Annotated in this window: 28 protein-coding genes; 15 read left to right on the top strand and 13 right to left on the bottom strand. The window is 67.5% G+C overall.

The features are described from left to right. The first annotated feature begins 92 nt into the window (after positions 1 to 92). Positions 93 to 335, top strand: coding sequence for a hypothetical protein (locus AC3WMA_RS21205; protein WP_492287318.1), 243 nt, complete (start codon positions 93 to 95; stop codon positions 333 to 335). A 94-nt stretch (positions 336 to 429) separates the two neighbouring features. Here AC3WMA_RS21205 and AC3WMA_RS21200 read toward each other — a convergent pair whose 3' ends face one another. Beyond that, positions 430 to 1,050 (bottom strand): Spy/CpxP family protein refolding chaperone, encoded by a 621-nt coding sequence (locus tag AC3WMA_RS21200; RefSeq protein ID WP_492287317.1) that lies wholly within the window; start codon positions 1,048 to 1,050, stop codon positions 430 to 432. Positions 1,051 to 1,225: 175 nt separating this feature from the next. Here AC3WMA_RS21200 and AC3WMA_RS21195 point away from each other — a divergent pair, with 175 nt between their 5' ends. The 6 genes from AC3WMA_RS21195 (at position 1,226) to AC3WMA_RS21170 (ending at position 6,964) form a co-directional block, all read left to right on the top strand. After that, positions 1,226 to 2,224, top strand: coding sequence for a P1 family peptidase (locus tag AC3WMA_RS21195; protein ID WP_492287316.1), 999 nt, complete (start codon positions 1,226 to 1,228; stop codon positions 2,222 to 2,224). A 117-nt stretch (positions 2,225 to 2,341) separates the two neighbouring features. Then, the gene (locus AC3WMA_RS21190) at positions 2,342 to 2,656 is read left to right on the top strand and encodes a hypothetical protein (protein ID WP_492287315.1); all 315 of its coding nucleotides are present in this window, start codon (positions 2,342 to 2,344) and stop codon (positions 2,654 to 2,656) included. Next, positions 2,653 to 4,113 carry a methyl-accepting chemotaxis protein gene (locus AC3WMA_RS21185; protein ID WP_492287314.1) on the top strand — a complete coding sequence of 487 codons (1,461 nt, stop codon included), beginning with the start codon at positions 2,653 to 2,655 and terminating at the stop codon, positions 4,111 to 4,113. Before AC3WMA_RS21190 ends, AC3WMA_RS21185 begins: the two co-directional genes overlap by 4 nt. A 42-nt stretch (positions 4,114 to 4,155) precedes the next feature. Next, entirely contained in the window at positions 4,156 to 4,944 is a 789-nt protein-coding gene (locus tag AC3WMA_RS21180; protein WP_492287313.1) for an ATP12 family chaperone protein, read from the top strand. Between the two features lie 5 nt (positions 4,945 to 4,949). Then, the gene (locus tag AC3WMA_RS21175; RefSeq protein WP_492287312.1) at positions 4,950 to 5,336 is read left to right on the top strand and encodes a DUF1801 domain-containing protein; all 387 of its coding nucleotides are present in this window, start codon (positions 4,950 to 4,952) and stop codon (positions 5,334 to 5,336) included. A 98-nt stretch (positions 5,337 to 5,434) separates the two neighbouring features. Further along, positions 5,435 to 6,964: an acyl-CoA carboxylase subunit beta gene (locus tag AC3WMA_RS21170; protein ID WP_492287311.1), complete on the top strand. Its 1,530-nt coding sequence runs from the start codon at positions 5,435 to 5,437 to the stop codon at positions 6,962 to 6,964. A 9-nt stretch (positions 6,965 to 6,973) separates the two neighbouring features. On the opposite strand, the gene fabF is transcribed toward AC3WMA_RS21170, so the two are convergent. The 6 genes from fabF to AC3WMA_RS21140 all read right to left on the bottom strand — a co-directional run bounded on the left by fabF (position 6,974) and on the right by AC3WMA_RS21140 (position 12,518). Then, positions 6,974 to 8,239 carry a beta-ketoacyl-ACP synthase II gene (fabF, locus tag AC3WMA_RS21165; RefSeq protein ID WP_492287310.1) on the bottom strand — a complete coding sequence of 422 codons (1,266 nt, stop codon included), beginning with the start codon at positions 8,237 to 8,239 and terminating at the stop codon, positions 6,974 to 6,976. A 9-nt stretch (positions 8,240 to 8,248) separates the two neighbouring features. Beyond that, positions 8,249 to 8,764: a winged helix-turn-helix transcriptional regulator gene (locus AC3WMA_RS21160; protein ID WP_492287309.1), complete on the bottom strand. Its 516-nt coding sequence runs from the start codon at positions 8,762 to 8,764 to the stop codon at positions 8,249 to 8,251. Positions 8,765 to 8,837: 73 nt separating this feature from the next. After that, positions 8,838 to 9,980, bottom strand: a complete 1,143-nt coding sequence (locus tag AC3WMA_RS21155; protein WP_492287308.1) for an ABC transporter permease — start codon at positions 9,978 to 9,980, stop codon at positions 8,838 to 8,840. Then, the gene (locus tag AC3WMA_RS21150; RefSeq protein ID WP_492287444.1) at positions 9,977 to 10,870 is read right to left on the bottom strand and encodes an ABC transporter ATP-binding protein; all 894 of its coding nucleotides are present in this window, start codon (positions 10,868 to 10,870) and stop codon (positions 9,977 to 9,979) included. The genes AC3WMA_RS21155 and AC3WMA_RS21150 overlap by 4 nt, the downstream gene beginning before the upstream one ends. Positions 10,871 to 10,899: 29 nt before the next feature. Further along, complete coding sequence (locus AC3WMA_RS21145) at positions 10,900 to 11,859, bottom strand: HlyD family secretion protein (RefSeq protein WP_492287307.1); 960 nt, start codon at positions 11,857 to 11,859, stop codon at positions 10,900 to 10,902. Further along, complete coding sequence (locus AC3WMA_RS21140) at positions 11,856 to 12,518, bottom strand: CerR family C-terminal domain-containing protein (RefSeq protein WP_492287306.1); 663 nt, start codon at positions 12,516 to 12,518, stop codon at positions 11,856 to 11,858. Before AC3WMA_RS21140 ends, AC3WMA_RS21145 begins: the two co-directional genes overlap by 4 nt. Positions 12,519 to 12,690: 172 nt before the next feature. Between AC3WMA_RS21140 and AC3WMA_RS21135 the strand changes: the two genes are divergently transcribed. The 4 genes from AC3WMA_RS21135 (at position 12,691) to AC3WMA_RS21120 (ending at position 16,187) form a co-directional block, all read left to right on the top strand. Further along, complete coding sequence (locus tag AC3WMA_RS21135; protein WP_492287305.1) at positions 12,691 to 14,064, top strand: MBOAT family O-acyltransferase; 1,374 nt, start codon at positions 12,691 to 12,693, stop codon at positions 14,062 to 14,064. Further along, a complete protein-coding gene (locus tag AC3WMA_RS21130; protein WP_492287304.1) occupies positions 14,039 to 15,061 on the top strand; it encodes a hypothetical protein in 1,023 nt (340 codons plus the stop codon). The genes AC3WMA_RS21135 and AC3WMA_RS21130 overlap by 26 nt, the downstream gene beginning before the upstream one ends. 180 nt (positions 15,062 to 15,241) lie before the next feature. After that, positions 15,242 to 15,664, top strand: a complete 423-nt coding sequence (gene dksA, locus AC3WMA_RS21125; protein WP_492287303.1) for an RNA polymerase-binding protein DksA — start codon at positions 15,242 to 15,244, stop codon at positions 15,662 to 15,664. Positions 15,665 to 15,794: 130 nt separating this feature from the next. Continuing rightward, positions 15,795 to 16,187 carry a GFA family protein gene (locus AC3WMA_RS21120; RefSeq protein ID WP_492287302.1) on the top strand — a complete coding sequence of 131 codons (393 nt, stop codon included), beginning with the start codon at positions 15,795 to 15,797 and terminating at the stop codon, positions 16,185 to 16,187. A gap of 18 nt (positions 16,188 to 16,205) precedes the next feature. On the opposite strand, the gene AC3WMA_RS21115 is transcribed toward AC3WMA_RS21120, so the two are convergent. From AC3WMA_RS21115 to flgF, 6 genes are all read right to left on the bottom strand, one after another. Further along, positions 16,206 to 17,438 carry an HlyD family secretion protein gene (locus tag AC3WMA_RS21115; protein WP_492287301.1) on the bottom strand — a complete coding sequence of 411 codons (1,233 nt, stop codon included), beginning with the start codon at positions 17,436 to 17,438 and terminating at the stop codon, positions 16,206 to 16,208. Beyond that, positions 17,431 to 17,883 carry a hypothetical protein gene (locus AC3WMA_RS21110; protein ID WP_492287300.1) on the bottom strand — a complete coding sequence of 151 codons (453 nt, stop codon included), beginning with the start codon at positions 17,881 to 17,883 and terminating at the stop codon, positions 17,431 to 17,433. Before AC3WMA_RS21110 ends, AC3WMA_RS21115 begins: the two co-directional genes overlap by 8 nt. A gap of 378 nt (positions 17,884 to 18,261) precedes the next feature. Continuing rightward, positions 18,262 to 19,014, bottom strand: a complete 753-nt coding sequence (flgH, locus tag AC3WMA_RS21105) for a flagellar basal body L-ring protein FlgH (RefSeq protein WP_492287299.1) — start codon at positions 19,012 to 19,014, stop codon at positions 18,262 to 18,264. Between the two features lie 17 nt (positions 19,015 to 19,031). After that, positions 19,032 to 20,078 (bottom strand): flagellar basal body P-ring formation chaperone FlgA, encoded by a 1,047-nt coding sequence (gene flgA, locus AC3WMA_RS21100; protein ID WP_492287298.1) that lies wholly within the window; start codon positions 20,076 to 20,078, stop codon positions 19,032 to 19,034. A 14-nt stretch (positions 20,079 to 20,092) separates the two neighbouring features. After that, positions 20,093 to 20,884 (bottom strand): flagellar basal-body rod protein FlgG, encoded by a 792-nt coding sequence (gene flgG, locus AC3WMA_RS21095; protein WP_377838645.1) that lies wholly within the window; start codon positions 20,882 to 20,884, stop codon positions 20,093 to 20,095. Positions 20,885 to 20,905: 21 nt separating this feature from the next. Beyond that, complete coding sequence (flgF, locus tag AC3WMA_RS21090; protein WP_492287297.1) at positions 20,906 to 21,649, bottom strand: flagellar basal-body rod protein FlgF; 744 nt, start codon at positions 21,647 to 21,649, stop codon at positions 20,906 to 20,908. Between the two features lie 285 nt (positions 21,650 to 21,934). Here flgF and fliL point away from each other — a divergent pair, with 285 nt between their 5' ends. The 4 genes from fliL to AC3WMA_RS21070 are packed head-to-tail and all read left to right on the top strand — an operon-like array spanning position 21,935 to position 24,855. Next, a complete protein-coding gene (gene fliL / locus AC3WMA_RS21085; protein ID WP_492287296.1) occupies positions 21,935 to 22,438 on the top strand; it encodes a flagellar basal body-associated protein FliL in 504 nt (167 codons plus the stop codon). Positions 22,439 to 22,480: 42 nt separating this feature from the next. Continuing rightward, complete coding sequence (gene fliM, locus AC3WMA_RS21080) at positions 22,481 to 23,608, top strand: flagellar motor switch protein FliM (RefSeq protein ID WP_492287295.1); 1,128 nt, start codon at positions 22,481 to 22,483, stop codon at positions 23,606 to 23,608. Positions 23,609 to 23,617: 9 nt separating this feature from the next. Then, positions 23,618 to 24,073: a DUF6468 domain-containing protein gene (locus tag AC3WMA_RS21075; protein ID WP_492287294.1), complete on the top strand. Its 456-nt coding sequence runs from the start codon at positions 23,618 to 23,620 to the stop codon at positions 24,071 to 24,073. Beyond that, positions 24,070 to 24,855: a MotE family protein gene (locus AC3WMA_RS21070; RefSeq protein WP_492287293.1), complete on the top strand. Its 786-nt coding sequence runs from the start codon at positions 24,070 to 24,072 to the stop codon at positions 24,853 to 24,855. The genes AC3WMA_RS21075 and AC3WMA_RS21070 overlap by 4 nt, the downstream gene beginning before the upstream one ends. Positions 24,856 to 24,865 lie beyond the last annotated feature (10 nt).

Raw genomic sequence — 24,865 nt, 5'->3', positions numbered from 1 at the left:
GTAATTTTGGCGAAAGCGGGGCGAGATCGGTCTTCTCCGTATCTCCCGGTCGCGGGGTAGCGTAGCGTCATCGTCCCGGAGAGGAGATTCGCATGAAAAGACTTCTGCTGACGGCCTTCGCCCTGTGCTGCATGGCCGGCGCCGCCCAGGCGCAAAGCTGCAACCTTCAGGCCTCGGACAAGAAGCTCGCCGGCGCCGCCAAGACGAGCTTCCTGACCAAATGCGAGAAGGATGCCGGCGCCGCCTGCGACAAGCAGGCCGCCGACAAGAAGCTGGCGGGCGCCGCCAAGAACAGCTTCACCAAGAAATGCGTCTCGGATGCCGTCGGCACCTGAAGCCAACGCCGTCTAACCACATGACGAGAGCCGCGTCCGGATCCGGACGCGGCTCTCGTCAATAATGGGTCTGGCAACGGGTTGAGGTCAGCGCTCAATCGTCGTGCTGGTCGTCGCGATCGCGCCACTGCCTGCGCTCGCCACGATCCCGGCGCTCGCCGCGATCGTCGTCATGCCAGCCGCCGCGCCAGGCGCGCATCTCGCGGAAACGCTCGCGCCCTTCCGCCATCGCCTCGCGTACCGAGCGGCGCAGCACCGTCTTCTGCTCGTCGCTGAGCGTTGTCCAGAGCGGGCGCACGGCATCGGCGAGTTCCTTGGAGCGGGCAGCGCGCTCGCCCTGCTGGTTGGCGGTCGCGTCGAGCCGCTCCATCAGGTCGGCATGGCGCAACGCCTCGCGCCGCTCGCGCATCTGGTTCCAGAGAGCGCCACGATCGGCGCTGCGCTGCTTGATGAGGCCCTCGACCTTATCGAACAGCGCCGTCTGCTCGGGCCTCAGCTTGAGATCGGCCCGCACCTTCGACAGGCGCTCGTCGAGCCGCGCCTTGGCACGCTCGGCCCGGCGCTCACGCCATTCCTCGCGGCGCTGCTCGCGGCTTTCGGTGCGCTCCTGCTTCTGGTCGCCGCCGGCAGGCGGAACCGGTTGCGGCTGCGCCAGCGCGAAGCTGCCGGCGAGCATCGCGATCGACGATGCGGCGATGAGGGCGATGGGTTTCACGGAGCAACCTCCCTTGAAGCAGTCAGTCGAAGCGTCGCGCAGCGGGTCTCGAAGCCGATAGGCGATGACATAAGCCTGATCCTGCAGGCCTGACCCGGCAATGGCCAGCAGATGAAAAGATCGTAATGTAGCGACAACGCCTTCGGCGCGATTCGGTTCGCCATCGGGTTTCCTCATGCACAACCTCATCACCGATGTTCGCGGCCTGCTCGTTGGCCAGGCGCATGACGCTACGGCAGCGACCGGCGTCACGGCCGCGATCTTCGAACGGCCCACCATCGCCTCGGCCGCCGTGCTAGGCGGCGCGCCCGGCACCCGCGACACCGCCCTGCTCATTCCCGAGATGACCGTCGAGCATGTCGACGCGATCGTGCTCTCGGGCGGATCGGCCTGGGGCCTTGGCGCGGCAGACGGCGTCATGCGCTGGCTGGCCAAGGAGGGACGCGGCTTTCCGGTCGGCGCCTTCCGCGTGCCGATCGTCCCGCAGGCGATCCTGTTCGACCTGATGAATGGCGGCGAAAAGCCCTGGGCGCGTGGCGAAGGCGAGACACCCTATGCCAGCCTCGGTGCCCAGGCTGCCGCCGCCGCTTCCGCCAGTTTCGCGCTCGGAACCGCCGGAGCCGGCTATGGCGCGACGACCGCGACCTTGAAAGGCGGCCTCGGCTCGGCGAGCGCGCGTGCGGCGACCGGGCAGATCGTCGGCGCGCTCGTCGCAGTCAACGCCGTCGGCAGCGCCACGATCGGCGACGGCCCGCATTTCTGGGCAGGCCCTTACGAGCGCGATGGAGAATTCGGCGGCCTCGGCTGGCCCGCGACCATCACGCCTGACGACACGGCCCTGCGCTTCAAGGGCGGCACCGGCCAGAACACCACGATCGCGCTCGTCGCGACCGATGCCGTGCTGACCAAGCCGCAGGCGCGCCGCCTCGCGCTTGCCGCCCATGACGGGCTCGCGCGTGCGCTCCGCCCCGCCCATGCACCGCTCGACGGCGACATCGTCTTCGCCGCGGCGACGGGCTACAGCGGCGCTCCCTCGGATGCCTTCGCGATGACGGAGCTTTGCGCCACCGCGGCCGATGTGCTGGCCCGCGCCGTGGCGCGCGGCGTCCATGCCGCCACAGCCCTGTCCTTCCCCGGCGCCAGGCCCGCCTGGCAGGATCGCTTCAGACCCTGAATCGGAATCAGGCACATACCGCAACGTTAGCGAAGCAATTTACCAAGCATAAAGCCGGCCTCCGTAACCTGCCCGTCTAGGTTTCCGTCTGCCTGACCGGACAACCGGGAGGATCATATGCGCGAGATCGGTTTCGGCCTGATCTGCGGCGTCGCGATGGCGGTCGCCGCTCTCCTGATTGCAGCCTGGCCCGCGCCGGGGCGGCCGATGGCGGCCTTCTTCCCCGCTGGAACCGGTACGGCGGAAATCGCTCAGGCCGTCACCGGCGCGAGCGGCAGCCTCCTGCAGATCGATTCAGGCTCCTCGGTCGCCTTCACCATGGGAGAACGCGACGGCTTCGTCTCGGCGCTCTACGGCGCGGGAGCCTGGCTCGTCATCGATGCGGCCTTTGCCAAGCTCTGCACCGGGAGTGCCCCAGGGAGCAGCCGATGAACGACGTCCTGCGCTTTCGCGAGCGCTTCTCCCGCTTCCTGATTGCGATCCTCTGGGCGAACGCCGCCTTTCTGGCGCTCGGAACGCCGTCGGGCTCGCCGCTGAGAAGCCCCACTCTCGTACTCGCAGTCGTCGTGCTGGCGGTGCTGGGGACGATGGTCTGGCGCATCGAGCGCACCGGCTGGATCACGCGCCAGATCACGAGCATCGTGACCATGGGCCAGGTCATGCTGCTGGTCTATGCCTTCGCCGGCCATCCCTACCAGTCCGACATGCACATGTACTTCTTCGCCATGCTGGCGGTGCTCGCCGGCTGGCTGGACTGGCGCATCTTCATCCCCGCGACACTGGCCATCGTCGTGCATCACCTCGCATTGAGCCTGCTGTTCCCCGGCGCGGTCTTCCTCAACGGCAACCAGATCGACCGCGTGCTGCTGCACGGCCTGATCGTGGCCGTGCAATCGGTCGCGCTGAGCTGCGTGGTCTGGTCGCTTCGCCAGTCGCTCGAGATTTCGGAAGACGAACGTCATGCGGCCGACGCCGCCCGCGCCGCGGCGGATGAGGCCCGTCAGGATCTCGCCGAGACGATGGAACGGGGCGCCCTCGTCCGCCGTCAGGTCCTGCACAGCGTCGCCGACGATTTCGAGCGCGAGATCGCCGGCATCGCGCGCGACGTCATCGCTTCCGTGCAGTCCCTGCGCATCGCCTCGCAGCAGATGAAGACCGGCGCGGTCGAGGTGTCCGAACGGTCCAGCGCGGCGTCGCAATCCTCGCGCCAGACCTCCTCCAACGTCGTCGCCGTCACGCAAGGCACGGCGGAGCTGGCGCATTCCTTCGCCGAGGTCGACCGTCAGGTCGCGGAAACCACCCGTGTCGTCGGCGAGACCACCCGGCAGGCTCAGGCCGTGCTCGATACGGTCGGCGAGTTGTCGCGCAAGGCCGGCCAGATCGGCGACATCACCGACGCGATCTCGACCATCGCCAAGCACACCAACCTGCTCGCGCTGAACGCCTCGATCGAGGCCGCCCGCCTCGGCCATTCCGGCGGCGGCTTCACCATCGTCGCCCAGGAGATCAAGTCGCTCGCCAACCAGACCTGGCGCGCGACCGAGGAAATCCAGAACCAGATCGGCGCCATCCGCGACTCCAGCTCCGAGGCGATCGGCGCGATCGACGCCATGAACGCCACCGTCGGCTCGCTCAACCAGATCTCCGGCAATGTCGCGACGGTGGTCGAGCAGCAGAATGCCGCCGCCGCCAACATCGCCCAGATCATCCGGCGCGCGGCGGACGAGACCGTCTTCGCCGCCGGCCATATCGACATCGTCAGCCGCATTGCCGCGGAAACCGACGAGGCCGCCAGCCATGTCGCCGAATCCGCCGACAAGCTCTCGCGCCAGTCGGTGCATCTCGACACGGAGGTCGCGCAGTTCCTCGGCCGGATCCGCGCCGCCTGAGGCGGGTTTCCCTGCCGGGCGCGAATGCGCTATGGCGGGGCCATGTCCACCGATGATTTCCTCGCCCGTTTCGGCTCGCCCGGCGCCAGCCAGCCCGACCCCGTCGCCGCAGCCCAGCAGGCGATGCGCAATCCCCTGCCCGCCCGCTTCTACAAGGAGGCCGGCGTTCTGGAGCGGGACGGCCTCTTCCATGTCGCCCTCGACGGCAAGACAGCGCGGACCCCGGCCCGCAGACAGCTCGCGGTGACCTCCCGCCCCGTCGCGGAAGCTCTCGCAGTCGAATGGCAGGCACAGGCCGAACGCGTCGACCCCGCCCGGATGCCGCTGACCCGGCTCGTCAATTCGGCGCTCGACGGCGTCGAGGACCAGCAGGAGGCCGTGCGCGCCGAGATCGTCCGCTATGCCGGCTCCGATGCGCTCTGCTACCGCGCCGGCGAGCCCGAGGCGTTGGTCGAACGGCAGAACGAAATCTGGCAGCCGATCCTCGGCGATATCGAGGCGCTGATCGGCGCCCGCTTCCTGCTGGCGGAAGGCATCGTCTTCGCGCAGCAGCCGGAGGAGACGCTCGCGGCCGTCGCCCGCCACGTCGGGAAAATCCCCGCCCCGCTCGCGCTCGCCGGCGCCCATAACGTCATGACGCTGACCGGCTCGGCCATCCTCACGCTGGCGCTGGCAAACCGGCGGATCGATCCGGACGCCGTCTGGGACGCCGCCCATCTCGACGAGGACTACCAGATCGGCATCTGGGGCCAGGACGAGGAAGCAGTAGAGCGCCGCGTCATCCGCCGCCGCGAATTCGACGCGGCCGTACTGTTGCTGCTGAAAGGCTAAACCTGATGGCAATGGGACCCGCGGCGACATCTCCCGATGCCTATGTCGCGGCCCTCTCCGGCTGGCAGCGCACCCTCGTCAAGCAATTGCGGCGGGATGTCCGCGCTGCCGCCCCGCTCGACGAGCGGATCAAATGGACCCATCTCGTCTATTTTTCGAACGGCCCGGTCCTTCTGATCCGCGCCGAGGAGAAGCGCGTCCTCTTCGGCTTCTGGCGCGGCAAGCGACTGCGCGAGATCGCGCCCCGCCTCAAGGCCGGCGGCAAATACGAACTGGCGACCTGGGAACTCCGCGAAGGCGACAGCGTCGACCCCGCACTGGTGACGACACTGGTGCAGGAGGCCGTCCGGCTGAACGACGCGCTCGGCAATCCGGCCGCACGTTCCGCATGATTGCGGTTCCCGCTTCAGCAAACGTCGTAATGGACTCATGCGCGATGGCCGCTTAAGCCGGCTTTCGAGACGCGATTTCCGGCCGGGAGCCTGCCGCCATGAAGGACATCCTCGAACAGCTCGAAACCCGCCGCGAGGGCGCCCGCAAGGGCGGCGGCGAGCGCCGCATCGAGGCGCAGCACAAGCGCGGCAAGCTGACGGCGCGCGAGCGCATCGAGCTGCTGCTCGACAAGGACTCCTTCGAGGAGTTCGACATGTTCGTGCAGCACCGCGCCGTCGATTTCGGCATGGACAAGGCCGAGAAGATTCCCGGCGACGGCGTCGTCACCGGCTGGGGCACGGTCAATGGCCGCACCGTCTTCGTCTTCTCGAAGGACTTCACCGTCTTCGGCGGCTCGCTGTCGGAGACGCACGCCCAGAAAATCATCAAGATCCAGGACATGGCGCTGAAGATGCGCGCGCCGATCGTCGGCCTGTTCGATGCCGGCGGCGCCCGCATCCAGGAAGGCGTCGCGGCCCTCGGCGGCTATGGCGAGGTCTTCAAGCGCAACGTCCAGGCTTCCGGCGTCATCCCGCAGATCTCGGTGATCATGGGCCCCTGCGCCGGCGGCGACGTCTATTCGCCGGCGATGACCGATTTCATCTTCATGGTCCGCGACACCTCCTACATGTTCGTCACCGGCCCGGAGGTGGTGAAGACCGTCACCAACGAGACCGTGACCTCCGAGGAGCTCGGCGGCGCCAAGGTCCACACGTCGAAGTCCTCGGTCGCCGACGGCTCCTTCGAGAACGATGTCGAGGCGCTCCTGCAGGTGCGCCGCCTGCTCGACTTCCTGCCGGCGAACAACACCGCGGGCGTGCCGGAATGGCCGTCATTCGACGTGCCTGATCGCGTCGACATGAGTCTCGACACGCTGGTCCCGGACAATCCGAACAAGCCCTACGACATCAAGGAACTGATCCTGAAGACGGTCGATGAGGGCGACTTCTTCGAGATCCAGCAGGCCTATGCCGGCAATATCGTCACCGGCTTCGGCCGCATCGAGGGCCGCACGGTCGGCATCGTCGCCAACCAGCCGATGGTGCTGGCCGGCGTGCTCGACTCGGACGCCTCGCGCAAGGCCGCCCGCTTCGTGCGCTATTGCGACGCCTTCGAGATTCCGATCGTCTCGCTCGTCGACGTTCCCGGCTTCCTTCCGGGCACGGCGCAGGAATATGGCGGCCTGATCAAGCACGGCGCCAAGCTGCTCTTCGCCTACTCCGAATGCACAGTGCCGCTGGTCACGATCATCACCCGCAAGGCCTTCGGTGGCGCCTATGACGTGATGGCCTCGAAGCATATCGGCGCCGACGTCAACTATGCCTGGCCGACGGCGCAGATCGCGGTGATGGGCGCCAAGGGCGCGGTCGAGATCATCTTCCGTGGCGGCGATGCGGAAACCATCGCGCGCCAGACCAAGGAATATGAGGACCGCTTCATGTCCCCCTTCGTCGCGGCCGAGCGCGGCTATATCGACGAGGTGATCATGCCGCACTCGACACGCCGCCGCATCGCCCGGGCCCTCGCCATGCTGCGCACCAAGAGCGTCGAACGCCCCTGGCGCAAGCACGACAACATTCCGCTCTGAATCGGCTGCCTACGGCCAGCGCCTGAACACGGCGCTGGCATTCACGCCGCCGAAGCCGAAGCCGTTCGAGATAGCATGCTCCATCGCGAGCGGCCGCGCAGCCTTCGCCACGAGTTCGAGCCCGGCCGCCGCCTCGTCGGGGTTTTCGAGGTTGAGTGTCGGCGGGGCGATCTGGTCGCGCAGGGCCAGGATCGTGAAGATCGCCTCCAGCCCGCCGGCCGCGCCGAGCAGATGGCCGGTCGCGGATTTCGTCGCGCTGATCGCGATGCCGCCCTCATCACCGAACACCGCCTTGATCGCGGCAAGCTCGCCGCGGTCGCCGACCGGCGTCGAGGTCGAATGGGCGTTGAGATGGGCGACATCGGCCGGACGCAGCCCCGCCTGCTTGAGAGCTGTCTCCATGGCGCGTCGCGCGCCGGAGCCGTCCTCGGGTCCCGAGGTGATGTGATAGGCGTCGGCGCTGGTGCCGTAGCCGGTCAGCTCCGCCAGGATCGTCGCGCCGCGCGCCTGCGCATGCTCCAGCGCCTCGATCACCAGAAGCCCGGCGCCCTCGCCCATGACGAAGCCATCGCGATCCCGGTCGAAGGGTCGCGAAGCCTTCTCCGGTTCGTCGTTGAAGCCGGTCGAGAGTGCGCGGGCCGCCGCGAAACCGCCGAGCGCGACGAGATCGACGCAGGCCTCGGTGCCGCCGCAGAGCGCGATATCGACCTCGCCAGCCCGGATCATGCGGGCCGCATCGCCGATCGCCTGCACGCCGGCGGCACAGGCCGTGACGGGCGCGCCGATCGGCCCCTTGAAGCCGTGTTCGATCGAGACATGGCCGGCGGCCAGATTGACGAGGAAGGACGGGATCGTGAAGGGCGAAAGCCGGCGCGCGCCGCGCTGGTCGACGGTCCGCACCGCCTCGGCGATCGCCGGGAAGCCGCCGATGCCGGAGGCGATCACCGTCGCGGTGCGCTCGCGCTCGGCCTCGCTCTGCGGCTGCCAGCCGGCCTGAGTGAGCGACTCCTTGGCGGCGACCAGCGCGAACTGAATGAAGCGGTCCATCTTGCGCTGGTCCTTCGGCGCGATCACCGCATCGGGATCGAAGCCGCCCTCGGCATCCTCGGCCTTTGATGGCACCAAGCCCGCGATCTTCGCCGGCAGCGTCTCGACGATCGCATCCGGCAGGCGGCGCAGGCCGGAACGCCCGGCCAGCAGGCGCTGCCAGGCGATCTCGGTTCCGCAGCCGAGCGGCGAGACCACGCCCATTCCGGTGACGACGATACGGCGCATGGGAAGCTCCTATATGTGGGAGGCCGGCGCAGCCGCATCTCGCGCCGCCACGATGGCGAGGCGTTGCAGCATGCCGGGGCTGGCCTGAGGGCCGGCGATGACGGTGACGTTGTCGGGATTCACGGGCTGCAAGCTCTGCGCATCGGCATAGGTCGGCACGACGGCCCGCCCGCTCTCGCGATCGGCGAGCAGCAGGGCCTGCCCTTCCGGTGCGAGATGCCGGTTGCCGAAGGCGACCAGCGCCGCGACCACGGGGAAGAAGTCCCTGCCCTTCTGCGTCAGCAGGTACTCGTAGCGCTTCGGCCGCTCGCTATAGAGCCGCCGCTCGAACAATCCGGCTTCGGTGAGATGCTTCAGGCGCCGCGCCAGCATGTTCGGCGCGATGCCGAGGCTGCGCTGGAACTCGTCGAAGCGGGTGAAGCCCTGCAGCGCATCGCGCAGGATCAGGATGCTCCACCATTCGCCGACGGCCTCGACGGCGCGGGCGCAGGGACATTCGGCAAGCGGGATGAGCCGGGGCTGCATACGCCCCAGCTAATGCAGTGACTATCATTTTGCAAGTCACTGCCTCGACCCGAACGTCACGCAGTGACTTCGCTCAGTCCAGCGTGCTCCGGAACCGCATCAGCGCGAGCCCCGCGTAAACCGGCACGAACAGGCTGAGATAGACCACCTCGTCGCCGATATCGCCGAGGCCCGCGCCCTTCAGCATGATCGCGCGGATGATCCGCAGGAAATGCGTCAGCGGGAAGAGTTCGCCCAGCGCCTGCGCCCAGCCCGGCATGCCGGCGAAGGGGAACATGAAGCCGGACAGCATCAAGGACGGCAGGAAGAAGAAGAAGGTGAGCTGCATCGCCTGAAGCTGCGTGCGCGCCACCGTCGAGATCGTGTAGCCGAGCAGCACCAGCGCCAGCACGAAGATCAATACGCAAGTGAGCAGCAGCCCGAGCCCGCCGAGGAACGGCACGGCGAATAGCAGCTTCGCCGCTCCCAGCACGATCACCACCTGCACGGCGCCGACGGCGAGATAAGGCAAGACCTTGCCGAGCATGATCTCGCCCGCCGTCGCCGGCATGGCAAGCAAGTTCTCCATGGTGCCGCGCTCGATCTCGCGGGTCAGCGCCATCGCCGTCATCATCACCATGGTCATCTGCAGGATGACGCCGAGCAGGCCCGGCACGATGTTGTATTGGGTGATGTTCTCCGGGTTGTAGCGCCGGTGCACGACGAAGGAGAGGCTGTCGCCGCTGGCGCCGGCCGGATCGGTGACTGGCTCGCGCCCTTGCGCCCGCTGCAAGGCCCGGCTCGCGATCGTGCCGAGCGCCGAGACCGCGCCGCTCGCCGCCGCCGGATCGGTCGCATCGGCCTCGACCAGGATGCGCGGTTTGTCCGCCCGCTCGACGCGCGCGCCGAAATCGCTGGGAATGGTGACGAGGAAGGAGATTTCGCCCTTGGCCATCAGGCTCTCGGCCTCGGCTGCGCTCTGCGGCCGCTCGCCGAAGCGATAATAGTTCGAGACCTCCAGCGCCGAGACCACGGCGCGGGTATAGCGGTCCTGCCCGAGCGCCAGGATCGCCGCCGGCAGGCCGCGCGGATCGTTGTTGATCGCATAGCCGAAGAGCAGGAGCTGGAGGATCGGCACCGCCAGCATCATGGCGAAGGTGATGCGGTCGCGCCGCATCTGCACGAATTCCTTGGCCAGCATCGCGCCGAGCCGGCGGGGCGAGAACAGGGAGATCATGCCGCCCGCTCCTGCGCGCCGGTCATGAACTTGATGAAGACATCCTCGAGGCTGGTCTCGCCGGGCTCGACCTTGAGGCCGGCCTCGTTTTTCAAGGGCGCCAGCGCCGCTTCCAGCTTGCTCCGGTCGGCGCCGACGACATGCAGCGTCGCGCCGAAGGGCGCCACCTGCTCGACGCCCTCAGTCGCCTCCAGCGCCCGGATCTGGGCAGGCTTCAGCGCGCCATGCACAACATAGGTCACGAGCCCGGAGCCCTTCACCACCTCCTCGACGGTTCCCGTCGCCAGCATGCGGCCATAGGCGATGTAGCCGATGCGGTGGCAGCGCTCGGCCTCGTCCATGTAATGGGTCGAGACCAGCACGGTCAGCCCATCGCCGGCCAGCCGATGGATCTCGTCCCAGAACTCGCGCCGCGCCTTGGGATCGACGCCGGCCGTCGGCTCGTCGAGCAGCAAGAGCTTGGGCTGGTGCATGATGCAGGCGGCGAGCGCCAGGCGCTGTTTCCAGCCGCCCGAGAGCGTGCCGGCGAGCTGGTCCTTGCGCGAGGTCAGGCCCAGCCCGTCCAGCGTCTTGGCGACGGCCTCGTCGACCGGATCGAGCTCGTAGAGTCTGGCGACGAAGGTCAGGTTCTCGGCGATGGTCAGGTCTTCGTAGAAGGAGAAGCGCTGCGTCATGTAGCCGACCTGACGCTTGATCGCAGCGCTCTGCGTGCGGACATCGAGCCCGAGCACCGTGCCCTCCCCGGCATCGGGCTTGAGCAAGCCGCAGATCATCCGGATCGTCGTCGTCTTGCCCGAGCCGTTGGGCCCGAGGAAGCCGACGATCTCGCCCGTTGCCACCGCAAGGTCGACATCGTCGACCACCGTGCGCTTGCCGAAGCGCTTGGTCATGCCGCGAACATCGATGGCGAGCGGCGCGCTCACCGCTGCCCCCTGAGCGTCACATCGACGATCTGGCCGGGCTGAAGTGCCGATTGCGGGCCGCCATCCGGCCGCGCCTCGACGAGATAGACCAGCTTCTGGCGCGTCTGCGCCGAATAGATCACCGGCGGGGTGAACTCGGGCTCCGGCGAGACATAGGTCACGGTCGCGGTCAGGCCGGGCGCGCAACCGTCGCAGCGGACATCGAGCTTCATGCCCGTCGTCACGCCGGAGACCCGCACTTCCGGCACATACAGCATCAGCTTGGCGGCGCCGTCCGGCAGCATCAGAAGCACCGGCGCGCTCGGCCCCGCGAGCTCGCCGACCCGGCGCAGCACGTCGCTGATCCGCCCGGCCGAGGGCGCGACGAGCTGGCGCTGCGACAGCCGCCAGCGCGCCTGCGCCAGCGCCGCCTTGGCCTGCTCGACCGCGTTCTCGCTTGCCTTGATCTCGTCCGGCCGCGCCGGCAGGCGCGCGACATCCAGATTGGCGGCATTCTGGCGGACGCTCGCGGCGGCGACATCGCGCGCCGTTTCCGCCTGGTCGAAATCGGCCTGGGTGGAGACACCGCGCCGCAGCAGGTCCTGCCGGCGGTCGAGCGCCCGCTCGGCCTCGCGCTGCTGCGCCTTGGCCGAAGCGAGATTGGCCTCGATCACCGCGATCTCCTCCGGGCGCTTGCCGCTGCGCAGGTTGTCGAGCTGCGCCTGCGCCTGGACCAGTCGCGCCTCGCTCTCGCGAACTGCGTTCTCGGCGTCGGTCGTCTCCAGCCCGGCGACGACCTTGCCGGCCTCGACGCGGTCGCCGCGACGGATATCGATATGCTCGATGCGGGCGGTGTCGATCGGGCCGAGCCGCACGTACTCGCCCTCGACATAGCCGGCGATCCGGACCGTATCGCCGCCACAGGTGGAGAAGCTCCCGGCGATCAGGCCGAAGGAGCAGAGGAAGCCGAGGATCATGACCTGTTCTCCCGCATGCCGGCGATGCTCGCGCGGACATTGGCGCGGATGACGCCGGCGATCGCCTCGCTCTCAGCCGTGTCGATCGTGCTCCAGCCCATCCGCCGCATCACGGCCGGCCGGGCGAGCCGGAAATAGAGCACCTGCCCGATCGTCGCGAAGACCGCGAGCTTGGTGTCCTGCGCCTCCGGCGCCATGCCGGTCGCGGCTGCCCAGAGCCGGCAGAGCTGGCCGTGGACCGGGCCGACGAGCCCCTCGTAAAGTGTCTCGAAGGCCGAGGTCGGCTCCATCATCTCGCGCAGGACGAAGCGGGCGATGGTCTCGCTCTCCTGCGCCTGCGTCGCGAAAGCGGCGACGCGCCCGACAATGCCGAGCAGCAGTTCCACAGCCATCTCCGGCGCGAGCCCGTCGAGCGGCGGCATGGCGGCAGTGGCACCGAAGACCCGCTGCTTCATCGTCGCGACGACGGCCTCGGCGCAGGCCTGGCGCAGGCCGTCCTTGCCGCCGAAATGATAGGCGATGCCGGCGCTGTTGACGCCCGCCGCCTGGGCGATCTCGCGGATCGAGCTTGCCTCGAACCCGTGCCGCCCGAACAGGTCGAGCCCGGCCCGGATCAGCGCCTCGCGCGTTCCCGCATCACTTTCGGAAGCAGCTTTCATGCCGCTCCCATAGCATCAATCACAGTTTCAATCAATCGATTGATTGAAACTGCGGACCGAGGAACTCGCGGCCCACGCTTCCGCTCCTCTCCCCCTCGATGCCAGCCGCGACATGACTCGCCGCCGATAATGGTCTAAGGCGGCAGCCATCCTTTGATCCGCTCCCCGCCCGATGCTCTTCAACTCCTTTGCCTTCCTGCTCGCCTTCCTGCCGCTCGCGCTTGCCCTTCACTGGGGGGCAGAGCGCTTTGCGCCGAGCCTGCGGCTGCCGGTGCTGGTGGTGCTGTCCTTCGCCTTCTACGGCTATTGGGACTGGCGCTTCCTGCCGCTGCTGGCGCTCTCGATCGGGCTGAACTGGCTGATCGCCGAGGCCTTCCAGAAGACGAAGTCCGGGGCGCTGATCACGCTCGCGATCGTCCTGAACCTCGCCGTGCTGGCGGTGTTCAAGTACTTCAACTTCTTCGCGGATCTCGCTGGAATGATTCCCGGATTGCCGGCGCCGAAATTCGACATCGCGCTGCCGCTCGGCATTTCGTTCTTCACCTTCCACCACATCATGTACCTGACGGATCTCCGGCGCGGGCAGGCGCCGCGCTACGATCTCGTCCGTTACGCGCTCTACATCGCCTTCTTCCCGCAGGTGCTCGCCGGCCCTTTGGTGCGCTGGCGCGAGATCATGCACCAGCTCGACGAGCGGCCCTATCAGCGCCCGGACGCGGCCGAGCGGATCGCGCGCGGCCTGATGCTGCTGACCTTCGGCCTCGCCAAGAAGGTGATGATCGGCGATCCCCTCGCCGAATATGCCAACCCGGTCTTCGCAGCGGCCGCCGCCGGCAAGGTCATCAGCTTCATGGAGGCCTGGCAGGCGACGCTCGCCTTCACCTTCCAGATCTATTTCGACTTCTCCGGCTATACCGACATGGCGCTGGGCCTCGCTTTGCTCTTCGGCGTCGTGCTGCCGCAGAATTTCGAGGCGCCCTATCGCTCGCTCTCGATTCAGGATTTCTGGCGGCGCTGGCACATGACGCTGTCGCGCTTCCTGCGCGACTATCTCTACATCCCGCTCGGGGGCTCGCGCAGCGGCCTGCCGACCCAGGTCTGGGCGCTCTTCGCCACCATGGCGCTGGGCGGCCTCTGGCATGGCGCCGGCCTGACCTTCGTCGCCTGGGGCGTGGCGCATGGGCTGGCGCTGATCGTCGCGCTGTTCTGGCGCCGGGCCAACCTGCCCATGCCGGCGGCGCTCGGCTGGCTGCTGACCTTCCTGTTCGTGGCGCTGTGCTGGGTGCTGTTCCGGGCCACGAATTTCCAGGCTGCGCTCGCGATCTACAAGGGCCTGTTCGGCTTCGCGCCGATCGGCACCGGCTTCAAGTGGCGCGCCCTGCTGCCGGCGGCGGCCTTCGCCATCATCGGCCCCACCGCCTGGAACCTTGTCCACAAATTGCCGCCGGCCCGTTGGCTGGCCATCCTGTGCGGGCTCCTGTTCGTCATCATCCTGCTGAAGATCGGCGAAGACGCCAATTATGAGTTCATCTACTTCCAGTTCTGAGCAGGCCGCTCGGGCGGCGAAGTGGACGGGCTTCACCGGCGCCTTCCTCGGCGCGGCGGTGCTGATCGCTGCCGCCTTCCTCACAGCGGCCTTCCTGATCGACCCCTATGATTCCGGCCGCTCGCCCTTGAAGTTCAAGGAGGGCGTGCGCCCGCAGGGGCCGCGCACGGCACTGGCCAGCCGCGGCCGCGATCCGAGTTTCACGGGTGCCATCTTCGGCAACTCGCATATCCAGCTGATCTCGCCGGAGGAATTGCGCACGAGGACCGGCATCCCCTTCGTCTCGCTGATCGCGCCGGCGACCATGCCGAAGGAGACCTTCGCGACGATCGACTGGTTCCTGCGCCATCACCGCAAGACGCCGCCGAAGGCGATCGTGATCGGCATCGACAATTACTGGTGCACGGCGAATCCCGCGCTGCCCAACGAGAAGCCCTTCCCCTTCTGGCTCATGAGCCGCAGCCTGTCCGATTATGTCGGCGGGCTGATGCGCTTCGACCTGCTGGAGGAATTGCCCCGCCGCATCTCCTACTTGACCTCGCGCAAAGCCGAGCGCGCCCGCCCGGACGGCTACTGGGACTACGAATCGGGCTACGGCGTGCAGGGCTACGGCACCAATCCCGAGATCATCGCCCGGCTGCAGAAGCCGCTCGAGACCGGCGGCGGCAATGTCGATGGCCCCTTCCCGGCAGCGACGGAGCTGGAAGCGCTGATGCAGGCCGCTCCGGCCGAGACCGCGCTGATTCTCCTGCGCCCGCCGGTCTATGTCACCGCCCTGCCGAAACCCGGCACGCGCGACGCCGCGGCCGACGCCGCCTGCCGCAAAGCTTTCGCCGATCTGGCGGCCCGGCGCCCGCGCACCGCTCTAGTCGATTGGCGAGTCGACCGGCCAGAATTGCGCGATCCCAACCTCTTCTTCGACCATAGTCACTACCGCCAACCGATCGCCCGCTTGGTCGAAGCCGACATCGCCGAAGCCATCCGCAAGCTGAATTGACGTAAAACCTGCCGATTTCGTCGAAAATCGGCCTGAGATCGCATGTTTTCACGAAGCCGTTGAAGCCCTGTCGGAAGCGATTGTTCCAGTTGAAACGGACCGTTATAAGGGCGCCAAATCGGCTCCCCTCCCGCGGCACAGCCGATGGGTGCGTGAGGCGACAAACTAGAGAGCGCGCCCATGTCGAAGCAGATCATCATCGAGGCGGATTACAAACCGAGCGATGACGAGCCGTTCATGAACGACCGTCAACGCGAGTATTTCCGCGGCAAGCTCCTCGCCTGGAAGGACGAGATCCTGCGGGAGGCCAAGGAAACCCTGGTTACGCTGCAAAGCGAGAGCGAGAATCATCCGGACATCGCCGACCGGGCCTCCTCCGAAACCGACCGCGCCATCGAATTGCGCGCCCGCGACCGGCAGCGCAAGCTGATCGCCAAGATCGATGCGGCCATCGCCCGGATCGACGACAACTCCTACGGCTACTGCGAGGAGACCGGCGAGCCGATCTCGCTGAAGCGCCTCGAAGCCCGCCCGATCGCGACCCTCTCGCTGGAAGCGCAGGAGCGCCACGAGCGCAACGAGCGCGTCTTCCGCGACGATTGAGCTGCGGCTGGCTCTACCGGCTTTTCGAAAGGCCCCGCGTCGAAGGATGCGGGGCCTTTTTGCGTCAAGGAACCGCCGCTTCGGCGGTACGTTCTCGCGGCGAAGGCGGGCGAACAGGAGGAGACGAGGCATGGACCGTTTCACGGGCGGCTGCCGGTGCGGTGACATCCGGGTCGTGGCATCGGGGCGCCCTTACCGGGTCGGCATCTGCCATTGCCTGGACTGCCGCAAATATCACGGCGCCCTCTTCCACGCGTCGGCGATCTTTCCGCAGGACGCGGTGACGATCGAAGGGGAAGCTCGCGACTATGGCGGACGGTTCTTCTGCCCCCGCTGCGGCTCCACGGTCTTCGGGCGCAGCGGTGACGAGGTCGAGATCAATCTCGGCTCGCTGGACGCGCCGGACCAGCTGGTGCCGACCTACGAGCTTTGGACCATCCGCCGCGAATCCTGGCTGCCGCCCTTCCCGCTGAAGAAGCGCTATGAGCGCGATCGCGACTCCACCAGCCGCTCCGAGGACTAGCGCTGCCGCCGCTCGCCCTCAGTGCCCGCTGAAGACGAGGGTCTTGACCGGCAGGACGAGCGCCTGGATGCGCAGCAGCATGGCATGGACCAGCCCGGTCGCATCGACGGCATGGAGCGCGATACGGCGCAGCGTGCCGGTTTCCTTCGCGGCGATGATGTCGTGGTTGCTGCTATAGGCGTTGGCGATGCAGCTGCTGCCGGGCGTCACGCCGTCGAGCCCGCCCTGGTAGAGCGGCTCGAGATAGGTGAGGATCGTTCCGGGCCGGATCACCTGCTGTGCGTCGATCAGTTGCTCTCCGCTTCGGAGCTGGCCCGCAGCGATGAAGTCCTGCACACCCGTCACCACCATCGGGATGACCACCCAGGGCTTCGAGATGCAGGTCACCTCGGCAACCATGCCGACCTTGATCACCTGCGCCTCGATCTGACCGAAGCCGGCCTGCATCCTGCCCCTTCCCGCTTCTTCAGGGATGATGATCCCGGCCGGACGCATGAAGGGGTTGACGACGTCGCCAGCCCGCAGCGTGAACTGCTCGACATGCCCGGTGAAGCCGGCCCGCACCACGGTCTTGCCCAACTCCACCTCGGCCTGGGCCAAGGCCGCCTGGGCGCTCGCGCGCTCGGCCGGCAGCAGCGTCACGATCTTGGTCTGGGCAGCCGCCTGCGAGGCCGTCGCCGACGCAACCGCGGCCTCGCGCCCGGCCACGATGTTCTCGAGCCGCTCGAGCTCGCGGGTGGCGACGACGTTCTCATTGCGCTGCCTGAGCTCGCGCTTGGTCTGCAATTCGTCGAGCGCCTGCTGCAGCGCGCTCTTCGCTTCCTGGATCTTGCCGTCATAAGCGAGGATATCGGCCTTCGCGACGGCCAGCGTCGCGTCGACCTCAGCGATCTTGCGCCGCGCGGCCTCGACGGCTGCCTCCTGGCTCTTGCTGTCGAGCGTGAAGATCGGCGCGCCCTTTTCGATCTTCGCGCTGTAACCGACGTGGACCTGCGCGACGCGGCCATTGATCTCCGGCACGATCGGGACCGTGCGGAAGAAGACCGTGGCGCTGGTCGTGGAGGGGTGGTTGTAGAAGATCACGGTGATCAGGCCGACCGTCAGCATCACGCAGGTGACGAGGCCCCAGCGCAGCTCGAACCAGACCGAATAGAGCGTGAGCTCGCGGCCGAACCGCTTGCCCTGGCCGTAGCGGCGATAAAGATAGTCGGGAAGGAGCGTGAAGAGCGCGCAGACGAGAAGCTCAAGCATGGTTCTTCTCCTCGACGCTGGCGCCAGCATACGGCGCATTCCCGTCCGGCCCGGGGACGGCAGTCTCCGCGTCCGATGCCGCGTCGCCGCCGGTGCCCGGGGCGATGCCGGCCATTTTCTCGAGGGAGCCGGCCATCCGGCCGAACATCCCTGGAATGTCGGGCAGGTCGATCAGAGCGAGCAGCAGGCCGGCGACCCAGAAGGCGTGGACATGCGTGAAGAGCGCGAGCAAGCCGAGAACGGCGACGATCTCGAACTGGATCTTGTGCGTCTTGTGCGCCATCCGCTCGGGCAGGGTGTGAAGGCGCAGGAAAAGCAGCCCGATGCCCAGAACCGCGCCGATGAGGATGAAAGCCGCGACCACCATCAGGTAGTCCGTTCCCCCCGGCGCAGTAATGAAGCTCGGCAGGTGATGAGGTGCGACGGGGTTCACGGCTGCCGTCATGACGGTACTCCTGTCGCCGGAGGCATGGTCAGAGCTGCCGCACAACTCCGCTCAAGCCTCGTCGAGGCAGCAGGTCCGCCATCATCACAGCGTAAGGATGTCCCTAGGTCAACATGCCCATCGTCAATTCGGCCTGGGAGCAGGCGATGCAGAGGGTCTGTCCGCCATCTGGAACGTATCTCTCAACGGAAAGAGCTTTGTTGAGGAACGATGAGAAGCCCCGCGTCGGGAGAACGCGGGGCTTTTAGCCGCCAGCCTTGAAAGCTTGGGGAGCGTGGCAGGCGGCCGGGATGGTGGCGGCTCGGGAGAGACCGCCATCCGTCCGGCGCGGAGACAAGGGGGAGCGTTCCGCGCCGTCCGGGATTCCGGTGAAGAGGGTCAGAAGGGCAGTAGGATATCCATCACCTGCTGGCCGTAGCGCGGCTGCTGGACATCGGTGATCTGGCCGCGGCCGCCATAGGCGATGCGGGCCTGAGCGATCTTGGTCGAGTCGATGGTGTTGTCGGACTCGATGTCCTCGGGCCGGATCACGCCGGCGACGATCAGCTCGCGGATCTCGAAATTGACGCGGATCTCCTGCTTGCCCTCGATCACGAGATTGCCGTTGGGCAGGTTCTGGGTGACGACCGCCGCGACATTGGTCGCCAGAGTCTCGGAGCGGTTGACCGAGCCCGCGCCCTCGCTGGATGCATCGGAATCGAGCTTCAGGAGCGACGAGGCCTTGGCGCCGTTGGGCAGGAACGCGTCGAGCTTGTTCTCGAAGCCGAAGGTGTTGTCGGCGCCGAAATCCTCGCCGTTCTTGCGGCTGCGCTTGGTCGTGTTGTTGAGCTGGGCCTTGTCGGTGACCTTGACCTTGACGGTGACGAGGTCGCCGACATTGCGGGCGCGCTGATCCTTGAAGAAGGCGCGCGAGCCGGTGCGCCAGAGCGAATTCGGCGCGTAAGAGGCATGCGCGACCTCCGGCATCGGCATCTGCACCGGCTTGTAGCCCTTGGCAGCGGTCGGGTCGTCGACGGGCGACAGCGTCGGCGCCTGGCCGACATTGGCGAGACGATCGCCGATGCCGCAGGCACCGAGCGAGGCGGCCAGCAGCAGGAGCCCGGAGAGCTTGACGAGACGGTTGGCGTACATGGCGGTTTCCACGGGCTTTACTGGGCGCTGGCGACGCGGCCGGCGGTCGACGGCTGGACGGAGACCCGCCCGGGACCGGAGATCTTGCCTTGCAGCACGCGCTTGGACTGGGGATTGGTGACGGAGACGACATCGCCCATCGCGCCGGCCTCGTTGGCCTTGCCGCGCAACGTGATCAGCAGGCCCGGCGCCTCGTAGACGATGGTGACGAGGTCGCCCTTGCCGACGATCTCCTCGCGCTGGACGTCGCTGCCGCGCAGCGGCACCCCGGCGAGCAGGGCGCGGCGCGCGACCTTGTCGATGGCGGCACGGGTATCGCCGATGATCTCGGTGCCCTGCCCCTCGCGCGGGCGACGCTCGACGATGACATCGTCCTTGCCGAGCGTCTCGCCACGGGCGATCAGGCGCTTGGGCACCACGACCTCCATGGTCTCGACGAGCTGGCCGGAGATGCGCAGCGGCTTCAGCCGCATCGCCGCGCTGCCGGGCACCGCGAGGCGAGCCTGCAAGCGCCGCGAGCGGGCATCGAAGGAGAGATCGACCACCGCGACCTCACCGGTCAATTCGGGCTCGACGGCGACGCTCGGCGCCCCGCCATCGATTGCCAGAGCGAAGATGCGGGCATCGACGCCGAAGCGCTCCTGCAAGCCAGCCTTCACCGCAGCTTCGAGATCGAGCGCCGTGACACGGCGTGCGGCCCGCGTCACCACGACCTGCGCGAAACCTTGGCTCTGGATCTCGCTGGCATCGCGGACGATGCCGGCCGAGCGGGCCGCCTCGACGATGCGAGCGACCTGGATCGTGCCGGTCTCGCCGAGTGCCGGCGCCCGGAAGGCCGCCGTCGCGGCGGCCTCGCCGGCAAGGCCGGGGATGAGATCGCCGAAGGTGACGAGATCGCGCCCGAGATTGACCTCGGGGCGCAGCTGCAGCTTGGACGGCAGCGCGGCGGCAGCCGGAGCCGCGACGGCCGAAGCCATCGCGACCGGCGCGGGCTGGGCCTGCTGCGGCGAGGCGAAGGCGGCGGTGCCGGAGAGCAGCAGGGCGACCAGGGAGAGGCGGATCATGATGCGTATCCCCCTTAGCCGCGGAACATCTGGGTCGTCGCCGACATCATCTGGTCGGCAGCGGTGATGACCTTGGAGTTCATCTCGTAGGCGCGCTGCGCAGCGATCAGCGAGGAGAGCTCGGTGACGGCCTGGACGTTGCCTTCTTCGAGATAGTTCTGCTGCAGCGTGCCGAAGCCTTCGCCACCGCCGAAGCCGTCGATCGGCTGGCCCGAGGCCGCCGTCTCGACATAGAGATTGTCGCCGATCGACTCGAGGCCGACCTTGTTGACGAAGCGCACCAGCTGGATCTGGCCGAGCTGCTGCGGCGCGGTCTGCCCCGGCACCATCGCCTCGACGATGCCCTGCGCGTTGATGCTGACGCTGGAGGCGTTGTTCGGCACGGTGATGCCGGGCTCGACCTGATAGCCGTCGCGGGTGACGAGCTGTCCCTGGGCGTCGAGGTCGAAGGAGCCGTCGCGGCTGTAGGTGGTCCGGCCATCCGGCATGCGGATGCGGAAGAAGCCCTCGCCGCGGATGGCGAGGTCATAGGGCTTCTCCGTCGGGCTGATATTGCCCTGGGTCATGACGCGGCCGGTCGAGACCGTCTTGACGCCGGAGCCGATGAAGGTGCCCGCGGGCGCCTGGGTGTTCTGGTCCGAGGTGGCCGAGCCGGCGCGCCGGAAATTTTCATATAGCAGATCCTGGAAATGGACCTGCTGGCGCTTGTAACCGGTGGTCCGGACGTTCGCGATGTTGTTGGAGATGACCTGGACGTTCATCTCCTGGGCCATCATGCCGGTCGCGGCTGTCTGCATGGCGCGCATGGTGCGTGCTCCCTTCCGCTATCAGGCTTGCTGGTCGGCCAGGCGCGAGATCGCCCGGCTGCGCAGTTCATCGGATTTGCTGATCATGTTGGCGATGCTCTGGTAATTGCGCTGCACCTCCATCAGGCGGGTCAGTTCGACCACGGCCTTGACGTTGGAGCGCTCGATCGCGCCGGGTTCCAGCCGCGCTTCCGGGCCGGCCGGTTGGGCTGCCACGGTGGAGGAGAACAGGTTGGTGCCTTCATTCGCCAGCGTCGCCGGATCGGCGAAGCGGACCTGGCGCAGCTTGCCGCGCGTGCCCTGGTCGCTGCTGACGGTGCCGTCGGCGGCGATCCGCATGGAGTGCTCGCTGGAACCGAAGGCGATCGGCCCGGCCTCGCCCATCACCGGCAGGCCGGTCTGGGTCACGAGCCGGCCCTGCCGGTCGATATTGAGGGAGCCGGCGCGGGTGTAGCGCTCGCCGTTCGGCGTCTGCACGACGAGGTAGTTGTCGCCCTTCAGCGCCACGTCGAGCGGGTTGCCGGTGAGTTCCAGCGCCCCCTGCGATAGGTCGAGCGGCGTGCCCTTGTCGATGACATAGGACAGCGGCCGGTCGGCCGGCTTGAAGGCATCGGCCTTCGCGCCAGGCATGAGGAATTCGTTGAAGCGCGCGCTGCGCGCCTTGAATCCATTGGTGCCGACATTCGCCATGTTGTTGGCGATGACGTCCAGCTCGCGCGCCAGAGCCACCTGGCGCGACAGGCCGATGAGAAGCGCGTTCTCCACGGCTCAACTCCCGATCATGTCCCGCGGCAACCTCGACGCTCCCCAGCGCAGTCGCCACGGCCCAGTACTGGCAAGCGTCGTGCCAGCATGGTTAATCCAGGTAAGATACTGATATCATTAGATATCGATATGTAGACCTGCCCCACCGTACCCCGGCACAAGCTGCTGGAGAGGCAAGAAACGCCCGGCAAATTCTGCCGCCCTTAACGACGCGTTAACCGTAATTGGGGAAGGTGGCTCAAGGGGCGGCAGAACGCGGCCCGACGGCCCGGGACGCGTGACGAGATGGCGAAGAAAGCCAAGGCGAAAGAGGAAGGCGCTGCCGGCGAAGAGGCGCCGAAGAGCAAGAAGAAGCTCTTCATCATCATCGGCGGCGTCGTGCTGCTGGCGGCTGCCGGCGGTGGCGGCTGGTTCTTCCTGAAGAAGCCCTCGCCCGAGCAGGTCGCGGCCGCCGAAGCCGCCGCGAAGGCCAAGAACCCCATCGCCTTCCTCGACATGAAGGACATGATGATCAGCATGTCCAATGGCGGCCAGCAGGACCGCCCGCCGGTCATGAAGATCAAGGTCGTGCTGGAAATCGCCGATGCGAAGGCCGCCGATCAGGTCAGGCCGTTGCTGCCCCGCATCGAGGATGCCTTCCAGGTCTTCATGCGCGAATTGCGCCCCTCCGACCTCGAAGGTTCGGCCGGCATGTACCGCCTGAAGGAAGAGCTGCTGCGCCGCGTCAACCTGACCGTCTATCCGGTCAAGGTCGACGCCGTGCTGTTCAAGGAATTGTTGGTGCAGTGAGCCGGATTCCGGCCCTGACCGCACCGAGATGACGGCGGAACGATGAGCACCGAGCGCGACAAGAACACGCCGAGCGACGAGCCGCTGACCCCGGAGGTGATGGCGGCCGGCTGGGCGACGATGCCCGACATCATCGAGGAGGATGGCGAACAGGAAGGCGGTACCGACCGCCTGATGTCGCAGGAAGAAATCGACACGATGCTCGGTTTCTCCAGCGGCGACGACGGCGCGTCCCGCAACGGCATCCAGGCGATCGTCGATTCCGGTTCGGTCGCCTACGAGCGTCTGCCGATGCTCGAGATCATCTTCGAGCGCCTGGTGCGGCTGCTCTCGACCAGCCTGCGCAACTTCTTCACCGACAATGTCGAGGTCACGCTGGAGAGCATCCGCTCGGTGCGCTTCGGCGACTACGTCAACTCGATCTCGCAGCCGGCGCTGCTCTCGGTCTTCAAGGCCGAGGAATGGGACAATTTCGGCCTCATCACCATCGAGTCGGCGCTGATCTACTCCGTCCTCGACGCCATGTTCGGCGGCAAGCGCGGCCAGCCGGCGCCGCGCATCGACGGCCGCCCCTTCACCACCATCGAGATCCGCATGGTCCAGCGCGTCATCGAGCTCGTGCTCAGCGATGCCGAGGCCGCCTTCAAGCCGCTCTCGCCGGTGCACTTCACCGTCGACCGCGTCGAGTCCAATCCGCGCTTCGTCTCGATCTCCCGCCCCGCCAATGCCGCGATCCGCGTCGAGCTCAAGTTCGACATGGAAGGCCGCGGCGGCGCGCTTCACCTGCTGCTGCCCTACGCCACGATCGAGCCGATCCGTGAATTGCTGCTCGAAAGCTTCATGGGTGAGAAGCTCGGCCGCGACCCGACCTGGGAAAACCATCTCGCGACCGAGGTCTGGCAGGCGGATGTCGACGTCACCTGCGTGCTGCACGAGACCCGGATGCCGCTGAAGCGCGTCATGAAGCTGGAGATCGGCGATACCCTGATGTTCGACGCCCGCCCGGACGCGACCGTCTCGCTGCGCTGCGGCGACTTCATCGTCACCGAGGGCCGGATCGGCCGGGTCGACGACAAGATCGCCGTGCAGGTCGTCAGCCCCTTGCGTCGCTCCAAGACCACCATCGCTGCCTTCGACAGCCTCGCCAGCCATCTCGGCGCCACCGCCTGAAGAGGACACATGACGATCAACCTCATCGCCGACGTGCTTGTTGCCTCGCTTCTCGTCGCCACCATCATCACCTGCTTCATCCTGACCAAGCGCATCGAGCGCCTGAAGGCGGACGAGGCCGGCATGCGCCAGACCGTCGGCGCGCTGATCACCGCGACCGACAATGCCGAGCGCGCCATCGCCGGCCTCAAGTCGACGCTGGGCGATTGCGACCGCACCCTGGAAGAGCGCCTGCGCACCGCCGAGCGCTATGCCGCCGATCTCGCCGCCCAGGTCGAGGCCGGCCAGGCGGTGATGGAGCGCATCGGCCAGATCGTCAGCGCCGCGACCCTGGTCGGCGCCAAGGAAGCCCCGGTCGAGGCCCCTGCCGTGCCGGCCCCGGTCTCCCGCCTTGAGAGCGCGGCCCAGTCGGCGGCCGCCATCCGCGCCCGCGCCGCCCGCCGCCTCGAGGAACAGGCTGCGTGATCGAACGGCCCCGCCTCCTGCCGGCAGTGATTCTCGGCGCCATGGGTCTCCTGGCGCTGAAGCTGCTTGCCTGGACGGCGGAGCCGACCCCTGGCCACATCCCGGCCTCCCTGCCGCTGATGGCGCAGGCGCCCGCCGGCAAGAACACTACGCGCGCCATCTTCGATCCGGAAACGACCGGCTCCGTGCCTGCTCCCGATCCGAAGAAGGAGCAGGAGAAGAAGGAGGCCGAGGCCAAGGCCGAAGCCGCCCGCGCCGCCAATCCCAACAACAAGGCCGGCATCATCAACGGCACGGCCCAGCCGGTCTCTCCCGCGGAGAAGGCGATCCTGGAACGCCTCGGCGAGCGCCGCGAGGAGCTGGAAGGCCGCATGCGCGAGCTGGAGATGCGCGAGCGCCTGCTCAACTCCGCCGAAAAGAAGCTCGACGGCCGTGTCGGCGATCTCAAGGCGCTCGAGGAGAAGGCCGGCGGCCCGGGCGCCGCCAAGCCTGCCGTCGAGGAGGCCAAGGCGATCAAGAACCTCGTCATCATGTACGAAGCGATGAAGCCGAAGGACGCCGCGCGTGTCTTCGACCGGCTCGGCCTCGACGTGCTCGTGCCGGTCGTCCAACAGATGAACCCGCGCAAGATGTCCGAGGTCCTGGCGGCGATGGCGCCCGACCGCGCCGAGAAGCTCACCGTCGCTTTGGCGACCAGCGGGCGAAGCGCGCTCGTCGAGCGAGTGGCGAACGAAGCTCCTCTGTCCGGCAACGAACTCCCGGCAATCACGCCCCAGCGCTGAGCCGGCCGCG

This window comes from Allobosea sp. FW305-C-101 (genome assembly GCF_058783685.1).
The sequence above is the reverse complement of the archived record's forward strand: the minus strand, read 5'-3'. Positions and strand labels throughout refer to the sequence as shown.

Coding starts and splice junctions, on each gene's coding strand:
- flgH (WP_492287299.1), bottom strand. CDS start 19,014: ATGTACGCCAACCGTCTCGTCAAGCTCTCCGGGCTCCTGCTGCTGGCC.
- AC3WMA_RS21170 (WP_492287311.1), top strand. CDS start 5,435: ATGAAGGACATCCTCGAACAGCTCGAAACCCGCCGCGAGGGCGCCCGC.
- AC3WMA_RS21185 (WP_492287314.1), top strand. CDS start 2,653: ATGAACGACGTCCTGCGCTTTCGCGAGCGCTTCTCCCGCTTCCTGATT.
- AC3WMA_RS21190 (WP_492287315.1), top strand. CDS start 2,342: ATGCGCGAGATCGGTTTCGGCCTGATCTGCGGCGTCGCGATGGCGGTC.
- AC3WMA_RS21205 (WP_492287318.1), top strand. CDS start 93: ATGAAAAGACTTCTGCTGACGGCCTTCGCCCTGTGCTGCATGGCCGGC.
- AC3WMA_RS21075 (WP_492287294.1), top strand. CDS start 23,618: ATGACGATCAACCTCATCGCCGACGTGCTTGTTGCCTCGCTTCTCGTC.
- AC3WMA_RS21180 (WP_492287313.1), top strand. CDS start 4,156: ATGTCCACCGATGATTTCCTCGCCCGTTTCGGCTCGCCCGGCGCCAGC.
- AC3WMA_RS21110 (WP_492287300.1), bottom strand. CDS start 17,883: ATGACGGCAGCCGTGAACCCCGTCGCACCTCATCACCTGCCGAGCTTC.
- AC3WMA_RS21145 (WP_492287307.1), bottom strand. CDS start 11,859: ATGATCCTCGGCTTCCTCTGCTCCTTCGGCCTGATCGCCGGGAGCTTC.
- AC3WMA_RS21120 (WP_492287302.1), top strand. CDS start 15,795: ATGGACCGTTTCACGGGCGGCTGCCGGTGCGGTGACATCCGGGTCGTG.
- AC3WMA_RS21175 (WP_492287312.1), top strand. CDS start 4,950: ATGGCAATGGGACCCGCGGCGACATCTCCCGATGCCTATGTCGCGGCC.
- AC3WMA_RS21150 (WP_492287444.1), bottom strand. CDS start 10,870: ATGACCAAGCGCTTCGGCAAGCGCACGGTGGTCGACGATGTCGACCTT.
- flgA (WP_492287298.1), bottom strand. CDS start 20,078: ATGATCCGCCTCTCCCTGGTCGCCCTGCTGCTCTCCGGCACCGCCGCC.
- fabF (WP_492287310.1), bottom strand. CDS start 8,239: ATGCGCCGTATCGTCGTCACCGGAATGGGCGTGGTCTCGCCGCTCGGC.
- AC3WMA_RS21130 (WP_492287304.1), top strand. CDS start 14,039: ATGAGTTCATCTACTTCCAGTTCTGAGCAGGCCGCTCGGGCGGCGAAG.
- AC3WMA_RS21115 (WP_492287301.1), bottom strand. CDS start 17,438: ATGCTTGAGCTTCTCGTCTGCGCGCTCTTCACGCTCCTTCCCGACTAT.
- AC3WMA_RS21140 (WP_492287306.1), bottom strand. CDS start 12,518: ATGAAAGCTGCTTCCGAAAGTGATGCGGGAACGCGCGAGGCGCTGATC.
- AC3WMA_RS21135 (WP_492287305.1), top strand. CDS start 12,691: ATGCTCTTCAACTCCTTTGCCTTCCTGCTCGCCTTCCTGCCGCTCGCG.
- fliL (WP_492287296.1), top strand. CDS start 21,935: ATGGCGAAGAAAGCCAAGGCGAAAGAGGAAGGCGCTGCCGGCGAAGAG.
- AC3WMA_RS21155 (WP_492287308.1), bottom strand. CDS start 9,980: ATGATCTCCCTGTTCTCGCCCCGCCGGCTCGGCGCGATGCTGGCCAAG.
- flgG (WP_377838645.1), bottom strand. CDS start 20,884: ATGCGCGCCATGCAGACAGCCGCGACCGGCATGATGGCCCAGGAGATG.
- AC3WMA_RS21195 (WP_492287316.1), top strand. CDS start 1,226: ATGCACAACCTCATCACCGATGTTCGCGGCCTGCTCGTTGGCCAGGCG.
- dksA (WP_492287303.1), top strand. CDS start 15,242: ATGTCGAAGCAGATCATCATCGAGGCGGATTACAAACCGAGCGATGAC.
- fliM (WP_492287295.1), top strand. CDS start 22,481: ATGAGCACCGAGCGCGACAAGAACACGCCGAGCGACGAGCCGCTGACC.
- AC3WMA_RS21160 (WP_492287309.1), bottom strand. CDS start 8,764: ATGCAGCCCCGGCTCATCCCGCTTGCCGAATGTCCCTGCGCCCGCGCC.